Here is a 24,261-nt window from a genome sequence, read left to right as displayed (position 1 = left end):
AATGTAAATGTAATAATAAATGAATTGTTAAAATAACCTATTTACCATAATTTAATTTCATAACATTTTCATAATATTAAATACACGCAATGATAACCTCGCGATAACTTCTACTTAATAATATCGTCCTTACTTTGCAAAAAATTTAAACACACATGAAACTTAAATTATTTATTTTGACCCTTTTCATCAGTACGCTTTCGTTTGCACAAAGTAAAGGTACGATTACTGGAGTATTAACAGATAAAGATTCAAACAACGAAACACTTCCTTTTGCTAACGTAATACTAAAAGGAACACCTATAAATGCCACAACAGATATCGACGGAAAATATAGCCTTGCAGCCCCAGCAGGTAGTTACATTATTCAATTTAGTTTTATTGGATATGAAACTCTTGAGTTTCCAGTTACAGTTGTAAGTGGACAAACCATTACAATTAGTAAAGGACTGGGTTCATCCAGCTATAAGCTAGAAGATGTCGTTATTACAACCACTGTAAACAAACAAAAAGAATCTGCTTTATTACTAGATCAAAAGAATGCTGTAGAAATTAAGCAAAGCATCGGAACTCAAGAATTAGCTCGAAAGGGTGTGAGTGACGTCGCTACTGCTGTAACTAAAACAACGGGGATTACAAAACAAGAAGGTTCTGGAAATATTTTTGTGCGTGGCCTTGGCGACCGCTACAACTCAACCACAATGAATGGATTACCTATTCCTTCTAATGATCCTGAAAAAAAGAATTTAAATCTTGAGATTTTTTCTACGGATATTGTAGAGTATATTTCTATTGATAAAGTATACGGCGGAAGCATTTATGGCGATTTTGCTGGAGGTAACGTCGACATTATCTCAAAGGATTATAAAGGAAACGGTTTTTTAAAAGTCGATATTGGATCTAAAGTGAATAGTAATGCTATTGCAGAAGATAATTTTCAACTTCGCACAGGATATAGCGGTCTAGGTTTTACTAGCCAATCTATTCCAAGTAATCCACTTACGCAATTTAACTATAGTTCTCTTCAACTTAAAGGCTATAATCCAATAGCCTCTTCAATTGGAATTTCTGGCGGAAAATCATTTGATGTCGGTTCAGAGGGTAAGCTTAGTTTTTTTGCTACTGCTTCATTTAGTAACGATTTTTCAGCAAAAAGCAATGGAACAGCTAAAGCTAGTGTAAATGGTGTTGGAATAGCCAATAAAATTTTTGAATCATTTACTGATTTGAAATACGAAACCAACACAACAGGTATGGCAAATATTAGCTATAAAATTAACGGTAACAACAAAGTTAGTTTCAATACCGTTTATGTAAACACTTCTAAGCAATCAACTGAAGAATATTTTGGATTTATTGTCGATCTTGCTAATAACGGAAATGGTTTAATTCGTCGTTTTAACTACGAAAAAAACAGTTTGTTGATTAACCAACTTCTTGGTGAACACAAAATTGGAGATCGCTCTAAATTAAATTGGGGCGTATCTTATAATATCATTGACGGAAGTATGCCTGACAGAGTTCAAAATATATTTAGAAAAGAGGCTAATGGTTTTCAATTATCAAGTATTTCAGCTCCTGATAATCATAGATATTTCCAAAAATTAAAAGAAGACGAACTAGCCGCTAATGCATCTTACGATTACAAATTTAACAAAAATGAAGATGGGGACTTTTTAGGAAAAATAACTTTTGGACTAAATGAAAGAATTAAGTCTAGAGGTTTTCAGGCAACCCAATTCAACATCAAAGCAACTAGCGGCAATACAAATACTATTGTTGACCCAAACAATTTAGACTTATTTTACAATCAACCTAATTTTGACAACGGTAATTTCACAATAGCTACTTTTAGAGGAAATTCGCAAGTTTTTAATGCATTGTTCCCTCAAACATATGGCGGAGACTTAATGATTCATGCCGCATTTGCAAATACAGAATACAAGCTCAAAAAACTAACTGCCGTACTTGGACTTAGGGGAGAAAACATTACTCAAAAAGTAGTATGGAATACGCAATTAGGTGCCGTAGGTGAGGATCAATTGACAAAAACAGCATTTCTACCAAGTTTAGTAATGAAATACGAACTAAACGACAAACAAAATTTACGCTTAGGATTAAGTAAAACATATACACTTCCTCAATTTAAAGAAAGAGCACCTTTTATATACGAGGAAGTACTGCAAGTAAAAGTAGGAAACAAAGATTTATATGCATCCGATGACTACAACTTAGATTTAAAATGGGAAATGTTTCCAAAAAGTGATGAGTTAATCTCTGTTACTGCGTTTGGTAAATATATTGTAAACCCAATGAATGAAGTAACAGTATCTTCTTCATCGAATGATATCTCTTATATTAATACCGGAGATTATGGATATGTAGCCGGAGCCGAAGCTGAATTCAGAAAGCAATTATTTAATTCTGATTCTAACAATGCCAAAAAACTTTCCGCCGGATTAAATGTTTCTTATCTATACAGTAATCAGCAATTAGATTCTCAGAAAGTAAAACGAGAAACAGATTTTCAAGTTGATTTTACAAATACAAAAGGAAAATTTACAGGAGCTTCTAATTTATTAATGAATGCTGATTTAACTTTCTTTAACGAGTGGAACAATAAAAATAGTAACCTTACAACTACCCTAGCTTATAGTTACTTTTCTGATAGAGTAAATGCTATTGGAACAAGTAGTAAAGGTGATTTAGTAGATAAAGCATTTGGCTCTTTAGACTTCATCACAAAATCTAAATTAACAGATAAATTAGGAATAGGATTAATTGCAAAAAACTTGCTTAATCCGGCTATAAATAGAGTTCAAGAAAACTTGAATGGAGACGTAAACGTACTTTCTTATAAAAAAGGAGCAACAATAAGTTTGAGTTTAAATTATCAATTGTAAAACAATAGTAAACACATTATATTCTAAAAAGAGCAGCTAAACAGCTGCTCTTTTTCATTTAATCTCTATGGTACTTTGCTTGGTAACATTCGCTTGATAACACTGCCAAAACTAAACCTAACATAATTAGCAAAAAACAGAATCAATTAACCTTAAATTAATACTACAGTAGCGATTTAGTAAACTAACATTCACGTTTAGATAACATAAAAACAAAAGACTTGATCCATCTTTGTAATTGAAAATAAACATAACTATTATCAAAGAATCATGAAAAAATCAACTGTAAAATTATTCGGAATTTTAACATTAGCAGCAGGCTTAATTACCAGCTGTTCTTCTAGTGACAATCCAACACCTACAACTCCACCATCATCTACTTTTACGGCAGATGCAAACAACTTCCAAGGAACTATTGATAATGGAACTATCACTTTAGATCCAGCAAAAACCTATAAATTAACTGGGAAATTACAAGTTAATAACGGTGCAACATTAACTATCCCAGCGGGAACAGTAATTCAAGGAACAGGTGGAACACAATCGTATATCGCTATTGCACAAGGCGGAAAATTAAATGTGGAAGGAACTGCAGCTAAACCAGTAGTAATGACGTCAGGATTAGCTACAAAAGCCGCAGGTGACTGGGGTGGATTAGTAATATGCGGTAAAGCACCTATTAACCGTATTAACGGAGGAGCAGGAACCGCTCTATCAGAAGTAGCAGATTTAACTTATGGAGGAACTGTAGCAAATGACAACTCAGGCTCAATCAAATACTTAAGAATTGAGTATGCAGGTGCAGCCTTTAACAGTGAGAAAGAATTTAATGGTCTGTCACTATTTGGAGTAGGTTCAGGAACAACAATCGACTACGTAGAATTTTTTCAAGGTGCAGATGATGGTGTTGAATTCTTCGGAGGTACAGTAAATACATCTAATTTAATCTCTATCGGAAACGAAGATGATCAATTTGACTGGACAGAAGGATGGTCCGGTACAAACACAAACTGGTACGGAAAATTAGGTTTCGGAAAAGGGAACAGAGGTATTGAAGCAGACAACTTTGAATTAGGGTATTCTTTTACTCCAATCGCTAACCCAACGATAACTAACTTAACTCTTGTAGGACCAGGAAGCGCTCCAACAGCTGGTACATGGTTAGAAAATGACGCAATGAAACTAAGAAGAGGAACTAAAGGAATTTTTACTAATTTATTCTTAAGCAACTGGAAGGTTGGTTTCAATGTAGAAAACGACGAAACTATCGCTTTTATACCTACTGGACTTAAAGCAGTAAACGTAAACTACACTACTGACGTAGCCACTAAAACATCTGGTAAACTAAATGCCGTTGCACCTGCAACTTCAGGATTATCAACTAATGTATCTGCAATCGTGACTTCAGAAGGAACTTCTACTGGGGCTGGAAATGGAGCAAATATGCCAGCATGGGCAGCAGGTTGGTCTGTAGGATTCTAATCAAACCCTTAAAATTAATAAAAATGCCTTTCAAAACGAAAGGCATTTTTTTTGGTACAGTATTTGAATTTATTTTCTTATATTTACAAAACCAAACAATTTCAATGAAAAAAAATTACTTTTATATTATAATTTTATCGGTACTTTTCTTTTCCTCGAACCTTCAGGCTCAAGATACTAAGACCGTAACAAAACAACAAGATTCTTCTATTATCGAGGGCTTAAGTATGTACCCAAACCCTGTGAGTAACGGTAAAGTATATATTTCTACCAAAAATGATTCTGACAAAGAAATTATTATTTTTGATCTTTTAGGTAAAAAAGTACTTCAAACCATGTTGAGTACGCGAGAATTAAACATCTCAAATCTTATACCAGGTGTTTATATCATTAAAATAAATGAAGATAACGCAACTGCTACTCGAAAATTAATAGTAAGATAAGTAAACAATCATATCAATTTTAAAAGCTCCATTGTAACCAATGGAGCTTTTTTGTTACCGATATCTTTGACGCTAAAAAATCTTATTATCTTACTAAATTTATACCTTTGCCCTAAAAAATAGTTTTGATTACAGCTACTGATATATTTACCATTTCGAATCAAAAACAATTTGAAAAAATTGCTCTTAAAACATTTCGTTTTCAATACGAAAACAACTTAGTCTATAAGGAATTTTGCGATTTACTTCAAACGAATGTCTCCAAAGTCAAATCAATAGCTCAGATTCCGTTTTTGCCTATTCAGTTTTTCAAAAGTCATGAAGTCGTTTCTAATACCAATGCTATACAACAGACATTTACCAGCAGCGGAACCACCGGAATGATTACTAGTAAACATCTTGTTACCGATACTTCCCTTTATGAAGAAAGTTACCAAAAAGGGTTTTCACAGTTTTATGGAAACATCGAAGACTATGTAGTACTAGCCTTATTACCTTCTTACCTAGAAAAAGAAGGATCTTCATTAATTTATATGGTCCAGGATTTGATACAATCCTCCAATCATGAAGAAAGCGGCTTCTATTTACACAATCATGATGAATTAATAAAAAACCTTACCGCACTGGATGCCGCTGGACAAAATGTGATTTTAATAGGAGTAACTTATGCTTTACTTGATGTAATCGAAAAGCACCAATTCCAACTACAAAACACCATTATCATGGAAACAGGCGGAATGAAGGGCAAACGAAAAGAGATGATTCGGGAAGAGTTACACCAACAGCTCTGCGCTGGATTTGGAGTGTCTGCAATCCATTCTGAATATGGAATGACGGAGTTGCTATCGCAAGCCTACTCGCTTGGACAAGGTGTGTTTGAGTGCCCAACTTGGATGCTAATCCTAGTACGCGATACCGAAGATGCGTTAACATATATTCCGCATGGTAAAACTGGCGGTATTAACGTAATTGATCTCGCTAACCTCAACTCCTGCTCTTTTATTGCTACTCAGGATTTAGGAAAAAAAATCACCAATAACTCTTTCGAAATTCTGGGTCGTTTTGATAATTCAGATATTCGCGGATGCAATTTAATGGTACTTTAGAAATGAATGTACGCTTTTTAAGCATTGCTTTATTCTTATTTTCTTTTTGTCTTCAAGCGCAAACTGAGGAAATCGAACTTGTTTTAGACTCTATCCAATACAAAGACCCAAGTGCTAATTCTCGCGTTTTTACTATTCATTATCGAATAAAAAACAAAACCGCAGCACCAATTTCTTTTATTCTCAACCCTAATGCCATTCGATCAAATGTATCTAGTGCATTGGCATGGATGCCTTCCTACCGTTTGTACCAAGATACTATTCGCATTGACGCTGAGAGTATATCGAGCCCTCTAACCAACGACAAAAAGAATAAAGAATTTATCGACAAAATGCAGCAAGAACTCCAAGATAATAAAGGTAATTTAGAAGCCTATTACCTTAAAAAAGAAAAAGAAAACAGGGAGACAACTAGTAAAAACATATTGAACAGCATACTAACTTTTGAACCTCACGAAAGCAGGTCGTATGCTGTAACCTTCAACTGGGATAAAAACCGATACGTTACCCATTATGAAAACGAATACTACCTTGACGAAAAAACGCCGCACTACATGGACCTTGTTGTGATTTTACTAAAGGACGAACTGTATGCTCGATTACTTCCTGAGGATAAACTTAAAATTGAAGCGAACGCAACTATACTAAGAGGCTGGTTTCAATCGAATAAAGTTGAGATCAATTTAAAAGAATAAGTTCCTTTTTAAACAAAAAAAATCCCAACACTTTTTCACAGTATTGGGATATTCTATTCTTAATAGAACCTATTACACAATTCGAACTACAAAATAATTTTTCTTACCGCTTTGTAAAAGCACAAATTGGTTGTTGATTAAATCTTTTTCCGAAAGGATAAAATCTTCTTTTACTTTTTCTTTATTTACAGCTATTGAATTAGCTGTTAAAGCTCTTCTTGCCTCTCCGTTAGATTTAAAGAATCCTGTTTTTTCGTTCAAAACCGAGATTATTTCGATTCCTGCTTCGATATCGGCTCTTGCTATTTCGGCTTGCGGAACACCGTCAAAAACTTCTAGAAAAGTAGCTTCATCCAATTCTTTTAAATCATCAGCCGTTGCATTTCCAAACAAAATATTAGACGCTTTAATGGCTTTTTCTAATTCTTCTTTAGAATGTACAAAAACAGTTAATTCTTCAGCTAATTTGCGTTGTAGCGCTCTTTGATGCGGCGCTTCTTTATGGCTTTCAATTAAGCTTTCAATCGTTTCTTGATCTAAAAAGGTAAAAATTTTAATGTATTTCTCAGCGTCAACATCAGTTGTGTTCAACCAGAATTGATAAAATTTATAAACCGAGGTTTTATCGGCTGTTAACCATACATTACCGCCTTCTGATTTACCAAACTTAGAACCATCAGCCTTTGTAATCAAAGGGCAAGTCATGGCATAAGCCTTAGCTTCTTCACCAACATTCATACGGCGTACTAATTCCGTTCCAGTGGTGATATTTCCCCATTGGTCTGAACCACCCATTTGAAGCAAGCAATTGTATTCTTTATGCAAATGATAGAAGTCATACCCTTGAATTAACTGGTAGGTGAACTCCGTAAAGGACATTCCTTCGCCTTCACCAGACAATCTTTTCTTAACAGAATCCTTAGCCATCATATAATTTACTGTGATGCGTTTACCTACATCACGAGCAAAATTGATAAAAGAAAGCTCCTTCATCCAGTCGTAATTATTTACCAGCACCGCTCCATTAGCTTCGGTAGCGTTAAAATCTAAAAAACGGGATAACACCCCTTTTATTCCTTCTACATTATGATTTAGCGTAGCTTCGTCTAGTAGGTTTCTTTCATCTGATTTTCCTGAAGGATCACCAATCATACCCGTGGCACCGCCTACTAAAGCAATAGGTTTGTGTCCAAAGTTTTTTAAATGTACCAAAAGAATAATAGGAACTAAACTACCAATATGTAAAGAATCAGATGTAGGATCAAAACCGATATAAGTAGCGGTCATTTCTTTTAAAAGTTGTTCTTCGGTTCCAGGCATAATGTCGTGAACTAATCCGCGCCATTGTAATTCAGTTATAATATTTTTCATTCTAGTACGTATAATTTTATGCAAATATAAAATATAATGTGGATTGACTAATTTGTTTAACTGCTTAATCTAAAAAAATCATGATTACTGCTTCCTATTTCGTAAATTCGCTATATGATTTTAGTAACAGGAGGAACAGGTTTAGTAGGCGCACACATATTGCTGCATATTGTATCGCAGGCTAGCGAGGCACAGTCGCAGCTGCGTGCTACCTATCGCTCGCAGGCCTCTATAAAAAAAACAAAATCCTTATTTGACCGCTACAATAAAGCAAGCCTTTTTGATCGTATCGAATGGGTACAAGCCGATATTCTTGATATTCCGGCTTTAGAAATCACTTTTGAAGGCATAACTATGGTTTACCATTGTGCTGCTTTTATTTCTTTCGACCCAAGAGACGAGGATATCCTACGAAAAACCAATATTGAAGGAACCGCTAATATTGTCAATTTTGCTTTAGCAAAAGGAATCAAAAAACTGTGTCATATTAGCTCTATTGCCGCTCTCGGGGATGTTATAGGATCCCAAACAGTTATTAATGAAGAAGCCGAATGGAATCCTGAAAAACAACATAGCGACTATGCCATCTCTAAATATGGTGCTGAAATGGAAGTGTGGCGCGCCCAACAAGAGGGATTAGATGTAATTATTATAAATCCAGGAGTTATATTAGGTCCAGGATTTCCCGACCAAGGTAGTGGTGAACTTATTACAAAAGTAGCCAATGGAATGCCGTATTATACTTTAGGCACAACTGGTTTTATTGCTGTTACCGATGTTGCTACTATAGCTTATCAATTAATGAATAGCTCTAAAACCAATAAACGCTACACTCTAATTGCAGAAAACATATCTTTCAAAGACTTTTTTGATACTGTAGCTACTGCCTTAAAAGTAAAAAAACCAACAAAGCACGCAACTCCTTTCATGATTGAAATTGCTTGGAGAATAGATGCTGTAATGGCGCGTGTTTTCAAAAGGAAACGGAAATTCACTCAAGCCGCTGCAGTAGCTTCTATTGCAATGAATACCTATTCGAATGATAAAATCAAAGCCGACTTAGATTTTGAATTTACCAATGTACGGCACTACATCCAAGAAAATTTCAGTTGAAATTAAAAGAATCTTTATTTCGTTTTAAGAATTACTCCCTTTGTTATATTTTCGTTGATAGGCGCTACCTTAATCTTTGCCAATGAATCTTTTTTAAGAGTTGCCTTCGCCTTTTTCGCTTTTATAGCTTCCCTTTTACTTTTCAATTTCTTATCCTTTTGGATAATGGAGTCAAGATCTGCTTTTTTTCGGTCGATTCTTTTAACTAAGGTATCGTACATGTTTTTATACTCCACATAGTCGGTGGCATAATACACATTACTTTGCGCAAGCTGCAAACTATCGATATTGTACTTTTTATAGATATAAGAAGCTGAATTGATTTGGTTACTATCGAGTGAAGTAGGATTTTGATATTTTATTCCTTCGAGTACTGCAATATCGTACATGATGTCAATCATCTTATCCTTGGCAATTAGCCGATCTGGTTTTGCGACCACATCCTCTTTGCAACTTACCAATAAAAGGAACACCACAATAACCGATAGTATCTTTTTCATCTCTATTTTTTAACGATCAAACAACAGTCTTTTTCCAGCACGGATATTTTTAACTTTAAAGGCATTATACACTAATTTACCATTTACAAAAGTATGTGTAATTCTGGACTTAAAGGTAAAGCCTTCAAAAGGAGACCAACCACATTTAGCAAAAATATTTTCTTTTTTTACGCTCCATGGTAAACCTGCATTTACAATCACTAAATCTGCGAAGTAGCCTTCTTTGATAAAGCCACGCTTTTCTATTTTAAAAATCTTAGCTGGATTGTGACACATTTTCTCCACAATTTTCTCTACGCTTATTTTACCTTGATGATGCGCTTCAAACATTGCTACAACAGCATGCTGCACTAACGGTCCACCTGATGGTGCTTTTGAATAAGGCTGTTGTTTTTCCTCTAAGGTGTGAGGAGCGTGATCCGTCGCAACAACATCAATTCGACCATCTAGTAAGGCTTCCCACAAAGCATCCTTATCGTTAGCCGTTTTAACGGCAGGATTCCATTTAATTAAATTACCTTTAGTAGCATAATCCTCATTGGTAAACCATAAATGATGTATACACACCTCAGCTGTGATTTGCTTTTTCTCTAACGGAATTTTATTGGTAAATAAACTCATCTCCTTAGCTGTGGAAAGATGAAATACATGCAAACGAGCACCGGTTTTTTTAGCAAGGGCTACTGCCTTTGATGACGAAATATAACAAGCCTCCTCAGATCGAATTAAGTGATGCGCCGTTACAGGAATATCCTCACCATACTCTTCAGTGTATTTAGCTAAATTATTTTTAATAGTCGTTTCGTCTTCACAATGTACGGCAATTAATAACGGCGTACTTGAAAATATTTTTTCTAATACCGCTTCATTATCCACCAACATATTACCTGTCGAAGAACCTAAGAATATCTTAACTCCTGCAACATTTTTAGGATTTGTTTTAAGTACTTCCTCAAGATTGTCATTAGTCGCACCCATCATAAACGAATAATTCGCGTAGGAGTTATTAGCAGCTAATTGGTATTTTTCTTCTAGGATTTCTTGGGTAACGGCGTTAGGTACGGTGTTAGGCTGTTCGATGAACGAAGTAATTCCGCCTGCAACAGCGGCTCTTGATTCCGACTCGATATCACCTTTATGGGTCAAGCCTGGTTCTCTAAAATGAACCTGATCATCTATGGCACCTGGCATTAAGTAGTTTCCTTCGGCGTCAACAATAACGCAATCAGAGGACTTGGCACTAATGCTTTCTGATATTTCAACAATTATGTCATTTTCAATTAAAACATCGCCCTCAAAAATTACTCCTTCATTTACTATTTTGGCATTCTTAATTAAAACCTTGTTCATTGTTTTTTTATTATAGACTATTAACTAATTTTTTTAATCGTAATGAAATCACTCCAAAAACGGCTTCTACAATAATCGAATTACTCATTTTTGATTCGCCCTTGGTTCGATCTGTAAAGATAATGGGCACTTCGACTATGTTGAATTTTTTACAAAAAGTTCGGTACTTCATCTCAATTTGAAATGCATAACCCACAAATTTTATTTTATCGATTCCGATGTTTTCTAGCACTTCTCTTTTGTAGCAAACAAATCCTGCGGTAGCATCGTGAATTTTCATACCCGTAATGATTCGCACATAAACCGAAGCAAAATAGGACAACAACACTCTATTCAAAGGCCAATTGACCACGTTCACGCCAGTTACATACCTCGAGCCAATCGCTAAATCAGCATTCCCAAAATGGCAGGCATTGTATAATTTTTCAAGATCGTTAGGGTTATGTGAAAAATCAGCATCCATTTCAAAAATAAAATCATATTTATTTTCCAATGCCCACTTGAAACCATGCACATAAGCGGTGCCCAAACCAGCTTTTTTCTTTCTGTTTTCTAAAAATAACCGACCTTCGAATTCCTTTTGCAACACTTTTACCTTGTCTGCAGTACGGTCAGGAGAATTATCATCAACAATAAGGATATGAAAGGGCTTATGCTGAGAAAGCACAGTTCGAATAATGCTTTCTATATTTTCTATTTCGTTATAGGTAGGAATTATAACAATACAATCGCTCATTTTCTAGTAATTTCACGGCAAAAGTAACCATTTTATAGCAATCGATTCATAATAAAATTATAATAAAAAGATTGATATAAAAAATTACTAATTTTGTACTCCTATGATTGAACATGTACTGCATCCTCGACTAACTGAAAATAAAGATTGGGCAACCATTCTATTTGTCCTTGCCTTTGCAATTATTGCGATCACTAAATCCGTTTATGAAAACCGATTTGGAGATTTCATGAATTTGATTTTCTCCGACAAATACTCGAAGGTTTACCGTGACAGCAGTCAATTAAAAAGCACTTTTACGATAGCACTATTCATCGTGCAAATTATTTCGGTTGCCTTTTTTATCCAATTAACGCTTAGTATTTTTGGATACGCTAACAAAACCGATGGAATTTTATACATTCAAATATTTACACTTCTTATTTTCTTCGTTTTAGCCAAGTTTTTGATTGAAAAAATTATAGGAACCGCATTTAATATTGAGGAATTTGTAGAACAATTTAACCTTCAAAAAGTAATCTATAGAACTTACATTAGTTTATTTATACTCCCAGTGAATGTAATCCTCTTTTATTACGACAGTATTTCTAAAAATATTCCCATCATATTCCTTTCTATAATATTAATAATCAGCACTCTAATCTATTTGGTTTCAATAAAAAATTATCAAAATTTAATATTCAGTAAGTTGTTTTATTTTATTTTATATCTTTGCACTCTCGAAATAGCACCTTACTTTTTTATGTACTATTTGTTTACAAATAGGAGTGCTTAGAAAAAATTAAAATATGAAAGTGAAAACAATTTTGGTGTCACAGCCTGAGCCTAAGGTAGAGAATTCTCCTTACTTTGAGCTACAACAAAAGCATAAAGTGAAAATTGATTTCAGGCCTTTTATTCATATAGAAGGAGTTAATGCCAAAGAGATTCGATTACAAAAAATCGATCTTAATCATTATACCGCTATTATTTTAACAAGCAGAAATGCTGTAGACCATTTTTTTAGAGTAGCCGAAGAAATGCGTTTCAAAGTTCCTGAAGGATTAAAATATTTTTGCCAATCAGAAGCAGTTGCATTTTATTTACAAAAATATGTTGTTTACAGAAAACGTAAAATCTACGTAGGACCTAAAGATTTTGCTGATTTATCGCCACTGATTAAAAAGTATAAAGACGAAAAATTCTTATTGCCAGCCTCAGATCAATTAAATGCAGATGCACCTATTACGCTAAACAATTTAAAAGTAGACTGGACTCAAGCCGTTTTTTACAAAACAGTTATGAGTGATTTGTCTGATCTAGCAGATGTTTATTATGACATTCTAGCTTTCTTTAGCCCAACAGGAATCAAATCATTGTACAAGAATTTTCCGGATTTCGAACAAAACAATACGAGAATAGCTGTTTTTGGAAGTACCACTCAAAAAGAAGCTTTAGATCACGGACTAAGAGTAGATATTCTTGCTCCAACACCTAATACACCTTCTATGACAATGGCACTTGAGAAATACATTGCTGAAGCAAATAAAGGAAAGTAAAAAAACACTCCTTCATCATACAAAAATCATCTGTTCGCAGGTGATTTTTTTTTGACTGAACTTTTAGCCAATCTGAAAAGTAAAACACAAATCACTTTTATTACCACTTTTTAATTGAATTTATTTACATTTGATTTCAATTTGAAACTGAATACTCAATTACAGTTATAAACAATAAGACATGAAGATTAATTCCTTAGTTGTCGAAATAGACGGAATCGATAAAGAAATTTTAAGAGACCTCATGGATGATGCTCGAAAACCTATTTTGCAAATCGCTAATAAAATAGGCATATCAGGTGCTGCGATACATCAAAGACTACGCAAACTCGAGCAGTCTGGCGTGATTTCGGGCTCTAAATTCACCGTTAACAACAAAATACTAGGATACAACACCATGGCTTTTGTAGGCGTATATCTAGACAAAGCCGCACGAAACCCTGAGGCTGTAAAAGAGCTAAAAAAAATACCCGAAGTACTCGAATGCCACTACACCACTGGAAACTGGTCGATATTGATAAAAATCATTTGCAGAGATAACGAACATTTAATGCAACTCTTAAATACTAAAATACAAGCGATCGAAGGTGTTTCAAGAACCGAAACTTTCATTTCCTTAGACCAGCAAATAGACCGTCAAATCCAGTTATAAAAAAACCGACTCATTAGTTAAATGAGACGGCTACAATTATAACATGTGAATTTTAGAAAATACTTTAATCTCTTCGACTTCCCGCTCCCATGTAAAGCGAAACATAATAGAGTAGCGTAGCAATAGATCCTAATGCTGCAACTACGTAGGTTCTAGCAGCCCATTTCAATGCATCCTTTGCTCTTACTTGCTCTTGTTGTGTTAGCATTCGTTTGTTCTCTAACCAAGCTAAGGCACGATTACTCGCATCATATTCTACCGGCAAAGTCACAATCGAGAAAAGTGTTGTGGCTGCAAAAAGTACAATCCCGCCCAACAATAAAGCCGGAAAAGTATTGATTAACAAAATCCCACCCAACAAAACCCATTGCATGTAACTAGAAGCTACATTAACAAAAGGAACTAGCTTTGAACGCATCGTTAGCCATTGATAACCTACAGCATGTTGTACTGCATGACCACATTCGTGTGCCGCTACTGCAGCAGCAGCCGCATTACGCTGATTGTATACTGATTCACTAAGATTCACCGTTTTGTCCACGGGATTGTAATGATCTGTAAGTTGACCTGGTGTCGAAATAACACGTACATCTCGAATACCATTATCCGCTAACATTTTCTCAGCGATTTCAGCACCCGACATTCCGTTTTGCAAATGCAGTTTAGAATACTGTTCAAATTTACTTTTGAGCCTATAACTTACTAACCAGCTAAAAAGCATGATAGCACCCGCTAGAATTAAATATCCTGATCCCATATCTTTATTTTTTAGTTTTGTTTGTTTGAATATAAATAGCAAAATCTGAACCAAATATAAAAAATGTCAGTTTGGCATCAGTTAAATATTTCTAAATAAAAAATCCCAATTGCACGAGTTGCAATTGGGATTTAGATTCTAGGTTCAAAAAAATTAACCTACTAAATTGATGATTTTTCCGGGAACAATAATCACTTTGTTCGGTGCTTTACCATCTAGTTGTTTTATAGTTCGTTCGTCTTTCATTACGATTTCTTCAATTTGTTCTTTGGTTAAATCCAAAGGCAACGTAATTGTAAAACGCATTTTTCCGTTGAAGGAAACTGGGTATTCTTTTTCACTTTCGACCAAATGTTTTGGTTCAAATGCAGGAAAAGGAACTAAGGCAATCGACCCTTCGTGACCTAACAGCGACCATAATTCCTCAGCAATGTGTGGCGCATAAGGCGAAATTACAATTGCTAAAGGCTCTAGTATCGCTCTTGAATGGCAGTTTTGAGTCGATAGTTCATTCACACAAATCATAAATTGCGAAACCGAAGTATTAAAAGAAAAATTCTCAATATCATCAGCTACTTTCTTGATGGTTTTGTGTAACGTTTTTAAAGCCTCCCCCGACCCCTCCGAAGGAGGGGAGTCAGAAACGTAAAAAGAATCATCAGGTCCATTATGATACAATCGCCATAATTTTTTCAAGAAACCAAATACACCCGAAATTCCGGCTGTGTTCCATGGCTTCGCTTGCTCTAATGGTCCTAAAAACATTTCGTACAAACGCAAAGTATCAGCACCGTATTCCGCACAAATATTATCAGGCGTCACTACGTTGTATTTCGACTTAGACATTTTCTCTACTTCGCGACCTACAATATATTTTCCGTTTTCATCCAAAAGGAATTCGGCGTCTTTATAATCTTCTCTCCATTTTTTGAAAGCTTCGACATCTAACTCATCTGAAGAATTGACCATGGAAACATCGGCATGGATAGGTTGAACATTTTGACCCTCAATCTTATTTTTAGAAACAAATGTATTCGTTCCTTCTAATCGGTACACAAAAGCACTAGTTCCCAAAATCATACCTTGGTTGATCAATTTCTTGAACGGCTCTTCGGTTGGTGCAAAACCTTTGTCTTTTAAGAATTTGTTCCAAAAACGAGAATACAATAAATGCCCTGTAGCGTGTTCGTTTCCACCAATATACAAATCGACACTTTCCCAATACGCTAGTGCTTCTTGGCTTGCAAATTCGTTTTCGTTTTTTGGATCCATATAGCGCATCCAGTAAAACGAACTTCCTGCCCAACCTGGCATGGTGTTTAATTCCAAAGGAAAAACAGTAGAGTCGTCAACTAAATCTGTAGCAACTACTTTATTTGTTGTTGTATCCCAAGCCCAAACTGCTGCATTTCCTAATGGAGGCAAGCCGTCTTCGGTAGGTAAGTATTTCTCCACTTCGGGCAAAATGATTGGTAAATATTTTGCATCAATCATTTGCGGCAAGCCATTAACATAATACACTGGAAAAGGTTCTCCCCAATAGCGTTGACGAGAAAAAACAGCATCACGCAAGCGGTAGTTTGTTTTTCCTTTTCCTTGATTTATTTTCTCTAACGCTTCAATAGCCTTGTACGTTCCATCCTTGTAGCCTAACCCGTTTAGGAAATCAGAATCCACTAATTTAAAACCTTCTTTAGCTCCAAAAGCAGCTTCAGAAATATCTTTATCGAAAATATTTTTGATAGCAGGCATTCCTGCTTGCCCTTTAAAGAAATTAGCAAAAGCATAGTCACGCTCATCTCCGCAAGGAACCGCCATTACAGCACCGGTTCCATATCCTGCTAATACATAATCACCAATCCAAACTGGAACTAGCTCCTTGGTAAAAGGATGCTCCGCATAAGCGCCTGTAAAAACACCTGAAATGGTTTTCACATCGGCCATACGCTCTCTTTCGGAACGTTTTGAAGATGCTACTATGTATTCGTTTATTTTATCCAAATATTCAGGAGTAGTAATTTCTTGAACTAAAGGATGCTCAGGAGCCAAGGTCATGAACGTCAAACCAAAAATAGTGTCAGGGCGTGTTGTGAACACCGAAATTTCAGCATTTGAATTTTGGACTTTAAAAGACACCATTGCACCAACACTTTTCCCGATCCAGTTGCGTTGACTTTCTTTGATGCTTTCGCTCCAATCAATATCATTTAAACCTTGTAACAAACGCTCCGCATAAGCCGATATACGCATGCTCCATTGTGTCATTTTTTTACGAACTACGGTAAATCCACCACGCTCTGAAACGCCATTTACGATTTCATCATTAGCCAAGACCGTTCCTAATCCAGGACACCAGTTTACTTCGCTTTCTGCTAAATACGTTAATCTGTATTGCAACAAAATCTTTTCTTGTTGCTCTTTTGCGAAAGCATTCCACTCTTCTGCTGTAAAAACAGCAATATTATCATCACAAACGGCTTTTACATTCGCATTTCCTTCTTTTTCAAAAATAGCGGTTAGTGTGCTAATGTCTTCAGCTTTATCAGACTCTTTGTTGTACCAAGAATTAAATAACTGAATAAAAATCCATTGTGTATGTTTGTAATAATCCGGATTTGAAGTTCGAACTTCTCTATCCCAATCAAATGAAAAACCTATTTGATCTAACTGTTTTCTGTAGCCGACAATTTTATTTCCTTCTTTATCAACGCCACCGTCGATATTAACACGAGTGGTATCCTCTGGACGTTGTCCGGTTTGAATAGCATACTGCTCCGCTGGAAGACCAAAACTATCGTACCCCATTGGATGAAGCACATTATATCCTTGATGTCTTTTGTACCTTGAATATACATCCGAAGCAATGTAACCTAGTGGATGTCCTACGTGCAAGCCTGCTCCCGACGGATAAGGAAACATATCCAGAACATAATGTTTTGGTTTTTCGGAGTTATTTTGTGCTGCAAATGTTTTGTTTTCAGCCCAGTATTTTTGCCATTTGGCTTCAATTTCGTTCGGATTGTATTTCATTATCTAGTTTCAAAGTTGCAAAGCTGCAAAGTTTCTATACTTTTTATTTATTATCGTGCTGGCAAATTTACGTTTATTGTACGAAAGTTAAAACTTTGGCCGTTATTAACTTCAAATAAAGAAATTCTTTATTATTTTTACCCCATAATTAAAATAAACTATGAGTTCTTCATTTGATAAGTTTCAAAAACGCAGGTTAATTTCCTCTTATTTTTCGGTTGTACTAAGTGTATTCTTGGTGTTATTTCTTTTAGGTGTATTAGGATTATTCATCATCAATTCCCAAAAGTTAGCGAATGATTTTAAAGAAAAAATAGCCATGACGGTCTTCTTTAAAAACGAAGCTAATGACACTATCTTGAAGGCTTTTGGCACAGAATTAAAAAGAGCAGCCTATGCTAGAAGCACTGTTTACGTGACCAAAGAGCAAGCAGCCAAGCAACATACGGATATTATAGGCGAAGACTTCATGACGTTCTTGGGCGAAAACCCATTGCAAAACTCTTACGACATTCACTTAAAAGCGGACTATGTTGAAAAAGATAGTATTGCTAAAATTGAAAGTAAATTAAGAGCAAACCCAATGATATCAGACATTGTCTATGATAAGCAATTGGTCAATTTAGTGAATGACAACATCAAGAAAGTGAGCATGTGGATTTTAATCATCAGTGGTTTCTTGACCTTTATAGCAGTTTTACTAATTAATAGTTCGCTGCGATTGTCTATTCACTCTAATCGATTTATCATAAAAACCATGCAAATGGTGGGCGCGACTAAATCATTCATTAGAAAACCATTCGTAATGCGCAGTGTAAAACTAGGAATGATTGGAGCTTTACTAGCCATTTTTGCGCTGGTAGGTGTTTTATTATATGTAGAAACAAGCTTCCCTGATTTGGGAATCTTAGACAATCCGTTATTGACTGGTACGGTACTAATTGCCGTATTTGGTATTGGAATATTAATCACTTGGGTTAGTACGCATTTCGCGACACAACGATTCCTGAATTTAAGAACAGACGATTTATACTAAACTATAAATAGGAGTGCTATGCATTCCTTGCAAAGACATTATGAAAAACAACGAGCAAAAACAAGAATTTCTTTTCGGAAAAAATAACTACACTATTCTTCTAATCGGAATAGGAGTAATTGTACTTGGATTTATATTAATGTCAGGCGGAGGTAGCGATGATCCTGCTGTTTTTAGCGAGGATATTTTTAACTTTAGAAGAATTCGTTTGGCTCCAACTACTGTTTTGATTGGTTTTGGAATTACCATTTACGCTATTTTAAAGAGTCCAAAAAAGTAGTCATTACCTTTTGGAAAAAACCACAATTTATTACCTTTTCCAAACTTAGCATCCTAACACCCTTATTTTCATGAATACATTACAGGCTATAATTCTGGCGATTATTGAAGGGCTTACGGAATTTTTACCTATTTCCTCTACCGCTCACATGGGTTTCACCGCGGCTTTATTGGGAATGGAAGAAACAGAATTCTTAAAAATGTTTCAAGTTTCGATTCAGTTTGGAGCTATTTTAGCCATCGTTGTTTTGTACTGGAAAAAATTCTTTGATTTTAAAAACTTCAATATCTACATCAAACTAGCTTTTGCAGTTGTTCCTGCGCTTGTACTAGGTTATTTATTCGATGATAAAATTGAAGCTGTTTTAGGGAATCAAATTGCGATATCAGCTGTATTGGTTTTAGGAGGTATTGTTCTTTTATTTGTTGACAAATGGTTTAAAAACCCAACTATTCACGACGAAAAAGATATTTCTATTAAAACAGCGGTTACTATTGGATTTTGGCAATGTTTAGCCATGATGCCAGGAACTTCGAGATCAGCAGCTTCCATCATTGGTGGAATGACGCAAGGTTTAAGCCGAAAAGCGGCAGCCGAATTCTCTTTTTTCCTAGCGGTACCTACTATGTTAGCGGTAACGGTTTACTCCGTTTTTGTGAAAACATGGGGAAAAGGAACAGCTTCTGAAATGAAGGGATACGAAATGATTTTTCAAGATGAAAATCATATTCAACTATTTATACTAGGTAATATTGTGGCTTTTGTAGTGGCGCTATTGGCGGTAAAAACTTTCATAAGTGTATTGACTAAATACGGTTTTAAATTTTGGGGATGGTACCGAATCATTATTGGAATTGCCTTACTCATTTATTTTTACCAAACTAAATAATGGAGAAAATAACACCCGAAGCTTATCTAGAAGGACAAATTTTATTGATTGACAAACCCTTAAAATGGAGTTCGTTTCAAGCAGTGAATAAGTTAAAATACGCGCTAATTAATAAAGTCGGACTTCCTAAAAAATTCAAGATAGGACACGCAGGGACTTTAGATCCATTAGCAACGGGATTGCTTTTAATATGTACAGGGAAATTCACTAAAAGAATCTCTGAGTTGCAAGGTCAAGCCAAAGAATATACGGGAACTTTTTTTATAGGTGCTACTACACCGTCCTATGATTTAGAAACCGAAGTTGACCAAACCTTTCCGACGGAACATATTAACGAGGCATTGATTCACGAAACAGTACAACAATTTCTTGGAGAAATAGATCAAAAACCACCCATATTCTCCGCTATTAAAAAAGATGGTGTTCGCTTGTACGAGCATGCTCGCGCTGGAGAAACTGTTGAAATAGCTTTTAGAAAAACGACGATTCATGAGTTTGAAATTACCAAAATTGATTTGCCAGAAATCGACTTTAGAGTAGTTTGTAGCAAAGGGACTTATATTCGTTCCCTTGCTTACGATTTTGGTCAAGCTATGAACTCCGGTTCCCATTTAACTGCTTTACGCAGAACAAAAATTGGTGATTATAATGTGATATATGCCACTGATGTGACTTTATTTGAAGACCAACTATAATGCTATTGAATTATAGAATACAGAACCTTTTGTTATTCTTGTTCTTATCAACGTTGGCTTTTGGCCAAAATAAAAAATTCACTTACACCCAATTTGATGTTACGGTTGCCTTGACAGGAAATCCTAACCGTGACGAAGTTGACCCTTACACTAATAAAAAACAATCCTTTTTTATACCAGATGGCATTGGATCAAAATTTGGTTATGGTATTCACTACCATAAGTGGATTGCAATAGGCGTTCACAGCGGCTTGAGCTGGGAATGGTCAAGCAAATTAGTCGTTGCTCCCATTTTTGCAAATTTAAGATTGAGTCCAAAAATCAGTGATGAAACTCGAATAACCCTTCAAGCTGGATTAGGAAAAGCGATTGCTTTGGGTCGTGGTAACTTGATTGGAGACTATAAAAAAATAAGCTTAGGATTACAAACAGACGATGATTTAGTACTTTTTATTGAAGTCAATCACTATACAATCCCTGTAAACAGACGAGGAGACTCTGGCAATATAAGTTTAGGTCTTGCCTTAATTAGTTTTTAGCACTACTACCCTGCCCCTGATAGCAGCGGCAGCCCCGACTGAAAAACCCTTTTTTTACGGAAGTTACAGAGCGACCAGCGGAAGCTCCTGTAATGACCTTGTAAAAAAAGGGTTATGAGGAAGGGCTAGAGCGAATAGCAGGAATTGGCTCTACTGTTTATACTATTAATCATCAGCAACTGAGTCGAGATCAAGCATCATGTCAATTAACTCCGACTGTGTAGACAATCCTTTGTCATGTAGGTACCACATTTGTAGATCGGTTTTGATGGTTTCATCGATCACCCCGTGCTCTTTTTTATAATTTGCTATAAGTTCTACAGCGGCATAAGGCCTTGGTCCCCAATGCGCGAGTGCACCACTGGTTGCTTTATTAATCACGATTAATTTAGGAATGGATTTGGCTTTGTTTGTCAAAAAATGATTCATTAACTCCTCATTATCGTCTCGTAAAACGATTCGAAGTTCAATTTTACCCTCAGATTGCTCGGCCATTTTATCAAAAATAGGCAATAACTGTGCGGCATCACCACACCAACCTTCGGAAATTACGAGCCAAATATACTCGTTTTGCAAGGCTTGTAAATTAGTAACTACTTCAGGCAGAATCGTCAAGGTTTTGTCCAAGCGGTTCATTCTCGTTTCGTTTAAACTGCTGTAATTCGTTAACGCTTCGGATTGTTCGTGACCGGTTGATTTGTTTTCGCGCAGCAAGTCGGTTACTATTTTTCGGTATTCGATGTAAGAGTGACTATTAAAAAGTGCTTTACCTATTGTTTTGTCCATGATTGTATATGTTTTTGTAAAGTTACCTAAAAATAATTAGTTAAAAAATGACAAAAATCAGTCAATCAATAATTGAAAAGTGTAATTTTATGATATGGAATCTTACAAGGATATTATCAATTCAAAATCAGTAGGAATTGCCCTTTCGGGAGGTGGTTCTAAAGGTTTAGCACATGCGGGCGTACTGCAATTTCTAGAGGAAAAAAACATCAAACCCAATGCGATCTCAGGAACTAGCGCTGGTAGTATCGTAGGAGCCATGTACGCTTGGGGCAAAAGTCCTCAGGAGATTTTAGCTTTTTTTAAATCGATTTACTTTTTTCACTGGAGGCATTTTACGTTTAAAAAAGCAGGATTGATCGACTCCGAATCTTTTAAAGCTTATTTCATCAATATATTCGAAGATGCTCAAGTAGGCGACTTAAAAATTCCTATGAAAATTACGGCTACTGATATGGTCAAAGGTCGTTTGAAAATATTTGATCCCGAAACCAAAATAGTCGATGCTCTGTTAGCATCATCAGCCTTTCCAGGGATTATTTCGCCTTATGAAATTAATAAGGAACCTTTTAGTGACGGTGGAATTTTAAATCACTTTCCCACTGACTTATTACAAGGACATTGTGAGACTATTATAGGTGTTTATGTGAGTCCGATTCAGAAAATAGAAGCCAAAGATTTGAACTCGATTCGATCCGTAACAACCCGCGCTTTCGATATTTTTTCAGCGAATTCTAACCTGCAGAAATTCAATATTTGCGATTGGATTATTGAACCCAAAGAGCTGAGTGCATATAGTACATTTGAAACCAATAAAACAAAAATGGATGCGATATTCAACATTGGCTATCAAGCTGCTAAGGAGTCGTACGAAAAACAAAATCCTTAAAATATGGAGTGTGCTATTTCATAAAAAAAGAATATGACTATATTTGCACTAAACAACGCAACACAGACATGAAATACAAAAGAATTCTTCTAAAATTAAGCGGCGAAGCTTTAATGGGTGAAAGACAATACGGTATAGATCCTACGAGATTAGCTGAATATGCTGCAGAAATTAAAAAAATTCACGATCAAGGAGTTGAAATTGCCATTGTTATAGGTGGTGGAAACATTTTTAGAGGTGTGGCCGGAGCAAGTAACGGGATGGATCGCGTTCAAGGGGATTATATGGGTATGCTCGCTACTGTAATTAACGGAATGGCGCTACAAGGAGCTCTTGAAGACAAAGGAATGTTGACTCGATTACAAACAGCTTTAAAAATTGAAGCGATTGCCGAGCCTTACATCAAGAGAAGAGCAGTGCGTCACTTAGAGAAAGGTAGAATTGTAATTTTTGGAGCAGGAACAGGAAATCCCTATTTCACAACTGATACCGCAGCTGTACTGCGTGGAGTAGAAATTCATGCTGATGTTATCCTTAAAGGAACTCGTGTTGATGGAGTTTATGACTCAGACCCTGAAAAAAACCCTGAAGCCATAAAATTTGATACTATTTCATTTGAAGATGTCTTGAAAAAAGGATTAAATGTAATGGATACCACAGCTTTTACTTTAAGTCAAGAAAATAAATTACCGATCGTTATTTTTGATATGAATAAAATTGGTAATCTAGAGAAAATTTGTGCTGGAGAAAACATTGGAACAGTAGTAAATATATAATAAACCGGAAACCACTGATTATCTAGCGAAAGAGTGGAAAACGGAATACTAAATTAAAATAAAATGACTGAAGAAATTGAATTTATATTAGATAGCACTAAGGAATCTATGACTGGTTCTATTGCTCACTTAGAAAAAGAATTTTTAAATATTAGAGCAGGAAAAGCGTCACCAGCAATGCTTGGAAGTGTTTTTGTAGATTATTACGGTTCAGCAACACCACTTTCTCAAGTTTCTAAAATTAGTGTTCCTGATGCCCGCACGATTACTTTACAACCTTTTGAAAAAAACATGTTGCAAGTAATTGAAAAAGCAATCATGGTGGCTAACATAGGATTTAACCCTATGAATAATGGTGATGTTATCATTATTAGTGTTCCGTCATTGACAGAAGACCGCAGACGTGAGCTGGCTAAACAAGCCAAAGTGGAGGCAGAAGATGCTAAAATAGGAGTTAGAAATGCGCGTAAAGATGCCAACACTGAAATCAAAAAATTAGAAAAAGAAGGCACCTCAGAAGACATTTGTAAAAGTGCCGAAGAAGAGGTTCAAAACCTTACCAACAGTTTCATCAGAAAAGTAGATGAATTACTTTTGGTGAAAGAAGCAGAGATCATGAAGGTGTAAACTTTTACTAAATCTAAAAATAGAATCCGTTTTGTTAACGCTAACAAAACGGATTTTTTATTATTATT

At 35.5% G+C, this 24,261-nt stretch carries 24 protein-coding genes; 17 read left to right on the top strand and 7 right to left on the bottom strand.

What is annotated here, in order from left to right:
* Positions 1-155: 155 nt before the first annotated feature.
* The 5 genes from P8M54_RS13155 (at position 156) to P8M54_RS13135 (ending at position 6,629) form a co-directional block, all read left to right on the top strand.
* The gene (locus P8M54_RS13155; protein WP_300288387.1) at positions 156-2,903 is read left to right on the top strand and encodes a TonB-dependent receptor; all 2,748 of its coding nucleotides are present in this window, start codon (positions 156-158) and stop codon (positions 2,901-2,903) included.
* Positions 2,904-3,173: 270 nt separating this feature from the next.
* The gene (locus P8M54_RS13150; protein ID WP_300288386.1) at positions 3,174-4,385 is read left to right on the top strand and encodes a hypothetical protein; all 1,212 of its coding nucleotides are present in this window, start codon (positions 3,174-3,176) and stop codon (positions 4,383-4,385) included.
* A gap of 104 nt (positions 4,386-4,489) precedes the next feature.
* Entirely contained in the window at positions 4,490-4,828 is a 339-nt protein-coding gene (locus P8M54_RS13145) for a T9SS type A sorting domain-containing protein (RefSeq protein WP_300288385.1), read from the top strand.
* 125 nt (positions 4,829-4,953) lie between these two features.
* A complete protein-coding gene (locus P8M54_RS13140) occupies positions 4,954-5,934 on the top strand; it encodes an acyl transferase (protein ID WP_300288384.1) in 981 nt (326 codons plus the stop codon).
* Entirely contained in the window at positions 5,913-6,629 is a 717-nt protein-coding gene (locus P8M54_RS13135; RefSeq protein ID WP_300288383.1) for a hypothetical protein, read from the top strand. The genes P8M54_RS13140 and P8M54_RS13135 overlap by 22 nt, the downstream gene beginning before the upstream one ends.
* 72 nt (positions 6,630-6,701) lie before the next feature.
* Here the strand turns inward: P8M54_RS13135 and tyrS are convergent, their stop codons facing one another.
* Entirely contained in the window at positions 6,702-8,000 is a 1,299-nt protein-coding gene (gene tyrS / locus P8M54_RS13130; protein ID WP_300288382.1) for a tyrosine--tRNA ligase, read from the bottom strand.
* A 114-nt stretch (positions 8,001-8,114) separates the two neighbouring features.
* On the opposite strand from tyrS, the gene P8M54_RS13125 reads away from it, so the two are divergent.
* Complete coding sequence (locus P8M54_RS13125; RefSeq protein WP_300288381.1) at positions 8,115-9,113, top strand: NAD-dependent epimerase/dehydratase family protein; 999 nt, start codon at positions 8,115-8,117, stop codon at positions 9,111-9,113.
* A gap of 14 nt (positions 9,114-9,127) precedes the next feature.
* Here the strand turns inward: P8M54_RS13125 and P8M54_RS13120 are convergent, their stop codons facing one another.
* From P8M54_RS13120 to P8M54_RS13110, 3 genes are read right to left on the bottom strand one after another with little or no spacing between them, the layout of a single operon-like run.
* Entirely contained in the window at positions 9,128-9,613 is a 486-nt protein-coding gene (locus P8M54_RS13120) for a DUF4296 domain-containing protein (protein ID WP_300288380.1), read from the bottom strand.
* 9 nt (positions 9,614-9,622) lie between these two features.
* Entirely contained in the window at positions 9,623-10,963 is a 1,341-nt protein-coding gene (locus P8M54_RS13115) for a dihydroorotase (protein ID WP_300288379.1), read from the bottom strand.
* 10 nt (positions 10,964-10,973) lie between these two features.
* Positions 10,974-11,699 carry a polyprenol monophosphomannose synthase gene (locus P8M54_RS13110; RefSeq protein WP_300288378.1) on the bottom strand — a complete coding sequence of 242 codons (726 nt, stop codon included), beginning with the start codon at positions 11,697-11,699 and terminating at the stop codon, positions 10,974-10,976.
* Positions 11,700-11,802: 103 nt separating this feature from the next.
* Between P8M54_RS13110 and P8M54_RS13105 the strand changes: the two genes are divergently transcribed.
* The 3 genes from P8M54_RS13105 to P8M54_RS13095 all read left to right on the top strand — a co-directional run bounded on the left by P8M54_RS13105 (position 11,803) and on the right by P8M54_RS13095 (position 13,889).
* Positions 11,803-12,474, top strand: a complete 672-nt coding sequence (locus P8M54_RS13105) for a DUF4271 domain-containing protein (protein ID WP_300288377.1) — start codon at positions 11,803-11,805, stop codon at positions 12,472-12,474.
* A 13-nt stretch (positions 12,475-12,487) separates the two neighbouring features.
* Complete coding sequence (locus P8M54_RS13100) at positions 12,488-13,237, top strand: uroporphyrinogen-III synthase (RefSeq protein WP_300288376.1); 750 nt, start codon at positions 12,488-12,490, stop codon at positions 13,235-13,237.
* Between the two features lie 181 nt (positions 13,238-13,418).
* Positions 13,419-13,889 carry an Lrp/AsnC ligand binding domain-containing protein gene (locus P8M54_RS13095; RefSeq protein ID WP_300288375.1) on the top strand — a complete coding sequence of 157 codons (471 nt, stop codon included), beginning with the start codon at positions 13,419-13,421 and terminating at the stop codon, positions 13,887-13,889.
* Between the two features lie 64 nt (positions 13,890-13,953).
* Here the strand turns inward: P8M54_RS13095 and P8M54_RS13090 are convergent, their stop codons facing one another.
* Positions 13,954-14,646, bottom strand: a complete 693-nt coding sequence (locus P8M54_RS13090; RefSeq protein WP_300288373.1) for a zinc metallopeptidase — start codon at positions 14,644-14,646, stop codon at positions 13,954-13,956.
* Positions 14,647-14,799: 153 nt separating this feature from the next.
* Positions 14,800-17,676: a leucine--tRNA ligase gene (gene leuS / locus P8M54_RS13085; RefSeq protein WP_300288372.1), complete on the bottom strand. Its 2,877-nt coding sequence runs from the start codon at positions 17,674-17,676 to the stop codon at positions 14,800-14,802.
* A gap of 160 nt (positions 17,677-17,836) precedes the next feature.
* On the opposite strand from leuS, the gene P8M54_RS13080 reads away from it, so the two are divergent.
* From P8M54_RS13080 to P8M54_RS13060, 5 genes are all read left to right on the top strand, one after another.
* Positions 17,837-18,712, top strand: a complete 876-nt coding sequence (locus P8M54_RS13080; protein ID WP_300288371.1) for a permease-like cell division protein FtsX — start codon at positions 17,837-17,839, stop codon at positions 18,710-18,712.
* A 40-nt stretch (positions 18,713-18,752) separates the two neighbouring features.
* Positions 18,753-18,992, top strand: a complete 240-nt coding sequence (locus P8M54_RS13075) for a DUF3098 domain-containing protein (protein WP_300288370.1) — start codon at positions 18,753-18,755, stop codon at positions 18,990-18,992.
* 70 nt (positions 18,993-19,062) lie between these two features.
* Positions 19,063-19,881, top strand: coding sequence for an undecaprenyl-diphosphate phosphatase (locus tag P8M54_RS13070; protein WP_300288369.1), 819 nt, complete (start codon positions 19,063-19,065; stop codon positions 19,879-19,881).
* Positions 19,882-19,889: 8 nt separating this feature from the next.
* On the top strand, positions 19,890-20,576 hold the full coding sequence (gene truB, locus P8M54_RS13065; protein ID WP_300288393.1) for a tRNA pseudouridine(55) synthase TruB: 687 nt from the start codon (positions 19,890-19,892) through the stop codon (positions 20,574-20,576).
* Positions 20,577-20,581: 5 nt separating this feature from the next.
* Entirely contained in the window at positions 20,582-21,115 is a 534-nt protein-coding gene (locus P8M54_RS13060) for a hypothetical protein (protein WP_300288368.1), read from the top strand.
* A gap of 165 nt (positions 21,116-21,280) precedes the next feature.
* Here P8M54_RS13060 and P8M54_RS13055 read toward each other — a convergent pair whose 3' ends face one another.
* On the bottom strand, positions 21,281-21,901 hold the full coding sequence (locus tag P8M54_RS13055) for a thioredoxin family protein (RefSeq protein WP_300288366.1): 621 nt from the start codon (positions 21,899-21,901) through the stop codon (positions 21,281-21,283).
* A gap of 94 nt (positions 21,902-21,995) precedes the next feature.
* Here P8M54_RS13055 and P8M54_RS13050 point away from each other — a divergent pair, with 94 nt between their 5' ends.
* The 3 genes from P8M54_RS13050 (at position 21,996) to frr (ending at position 24,193) form a co-directional block, all read left to right on the top strand.
* Complete coding sequence (locus P8M54_RS13050; protein ID WP_300288365.1) at positions 21,996-22,790, top strand: patatin-like phospholipase family protein; 795 nt, start codon at positions 21,996-21,998, stop codon at positions 22,788-22,790.
* A gap of 68 nt (positions 22,791-22,858) precedes the next feature.
* Positions 22,859-23,566, top strand: coding sequence for a UMP kinase (gene pyrH, locus P8M54_RS13045; RefSeq protein ID WP_300288364.1), 708 nt, complete (start codon positions 22,859-22,861; stop codon positions 23,564-23,566).
* 63 nt (positions 23,567-23,629) lie between these two features.
* The gene (frr, locus tag P8M54_RS13040; protein WP_300288362.1) at positions 23,630-24,193 is read left to right on the top strand and encodes a ribosome recycling factor; all 564 of its coding nucleotides are present in this window, start codon (positions 23,630-23,632) and stop codon (positions 24,191-24,193) included.
* Positions 24,194-24,261: the final 68 nt, after the last annotated feature.

Source organism: Flavobacterium sp., assembly GCF_029242675.1.
GTDB lineage: Bacteria > Bacteroidota > Bacteroidia > Flavobacteriales > Flavobacteriaceae > Flavobacterium.
The sequence above is the reverse complement of the archived record's forward strand: the minus strand, read 5'-3'. Positions and strand labels throughout refer to the sequence as shown.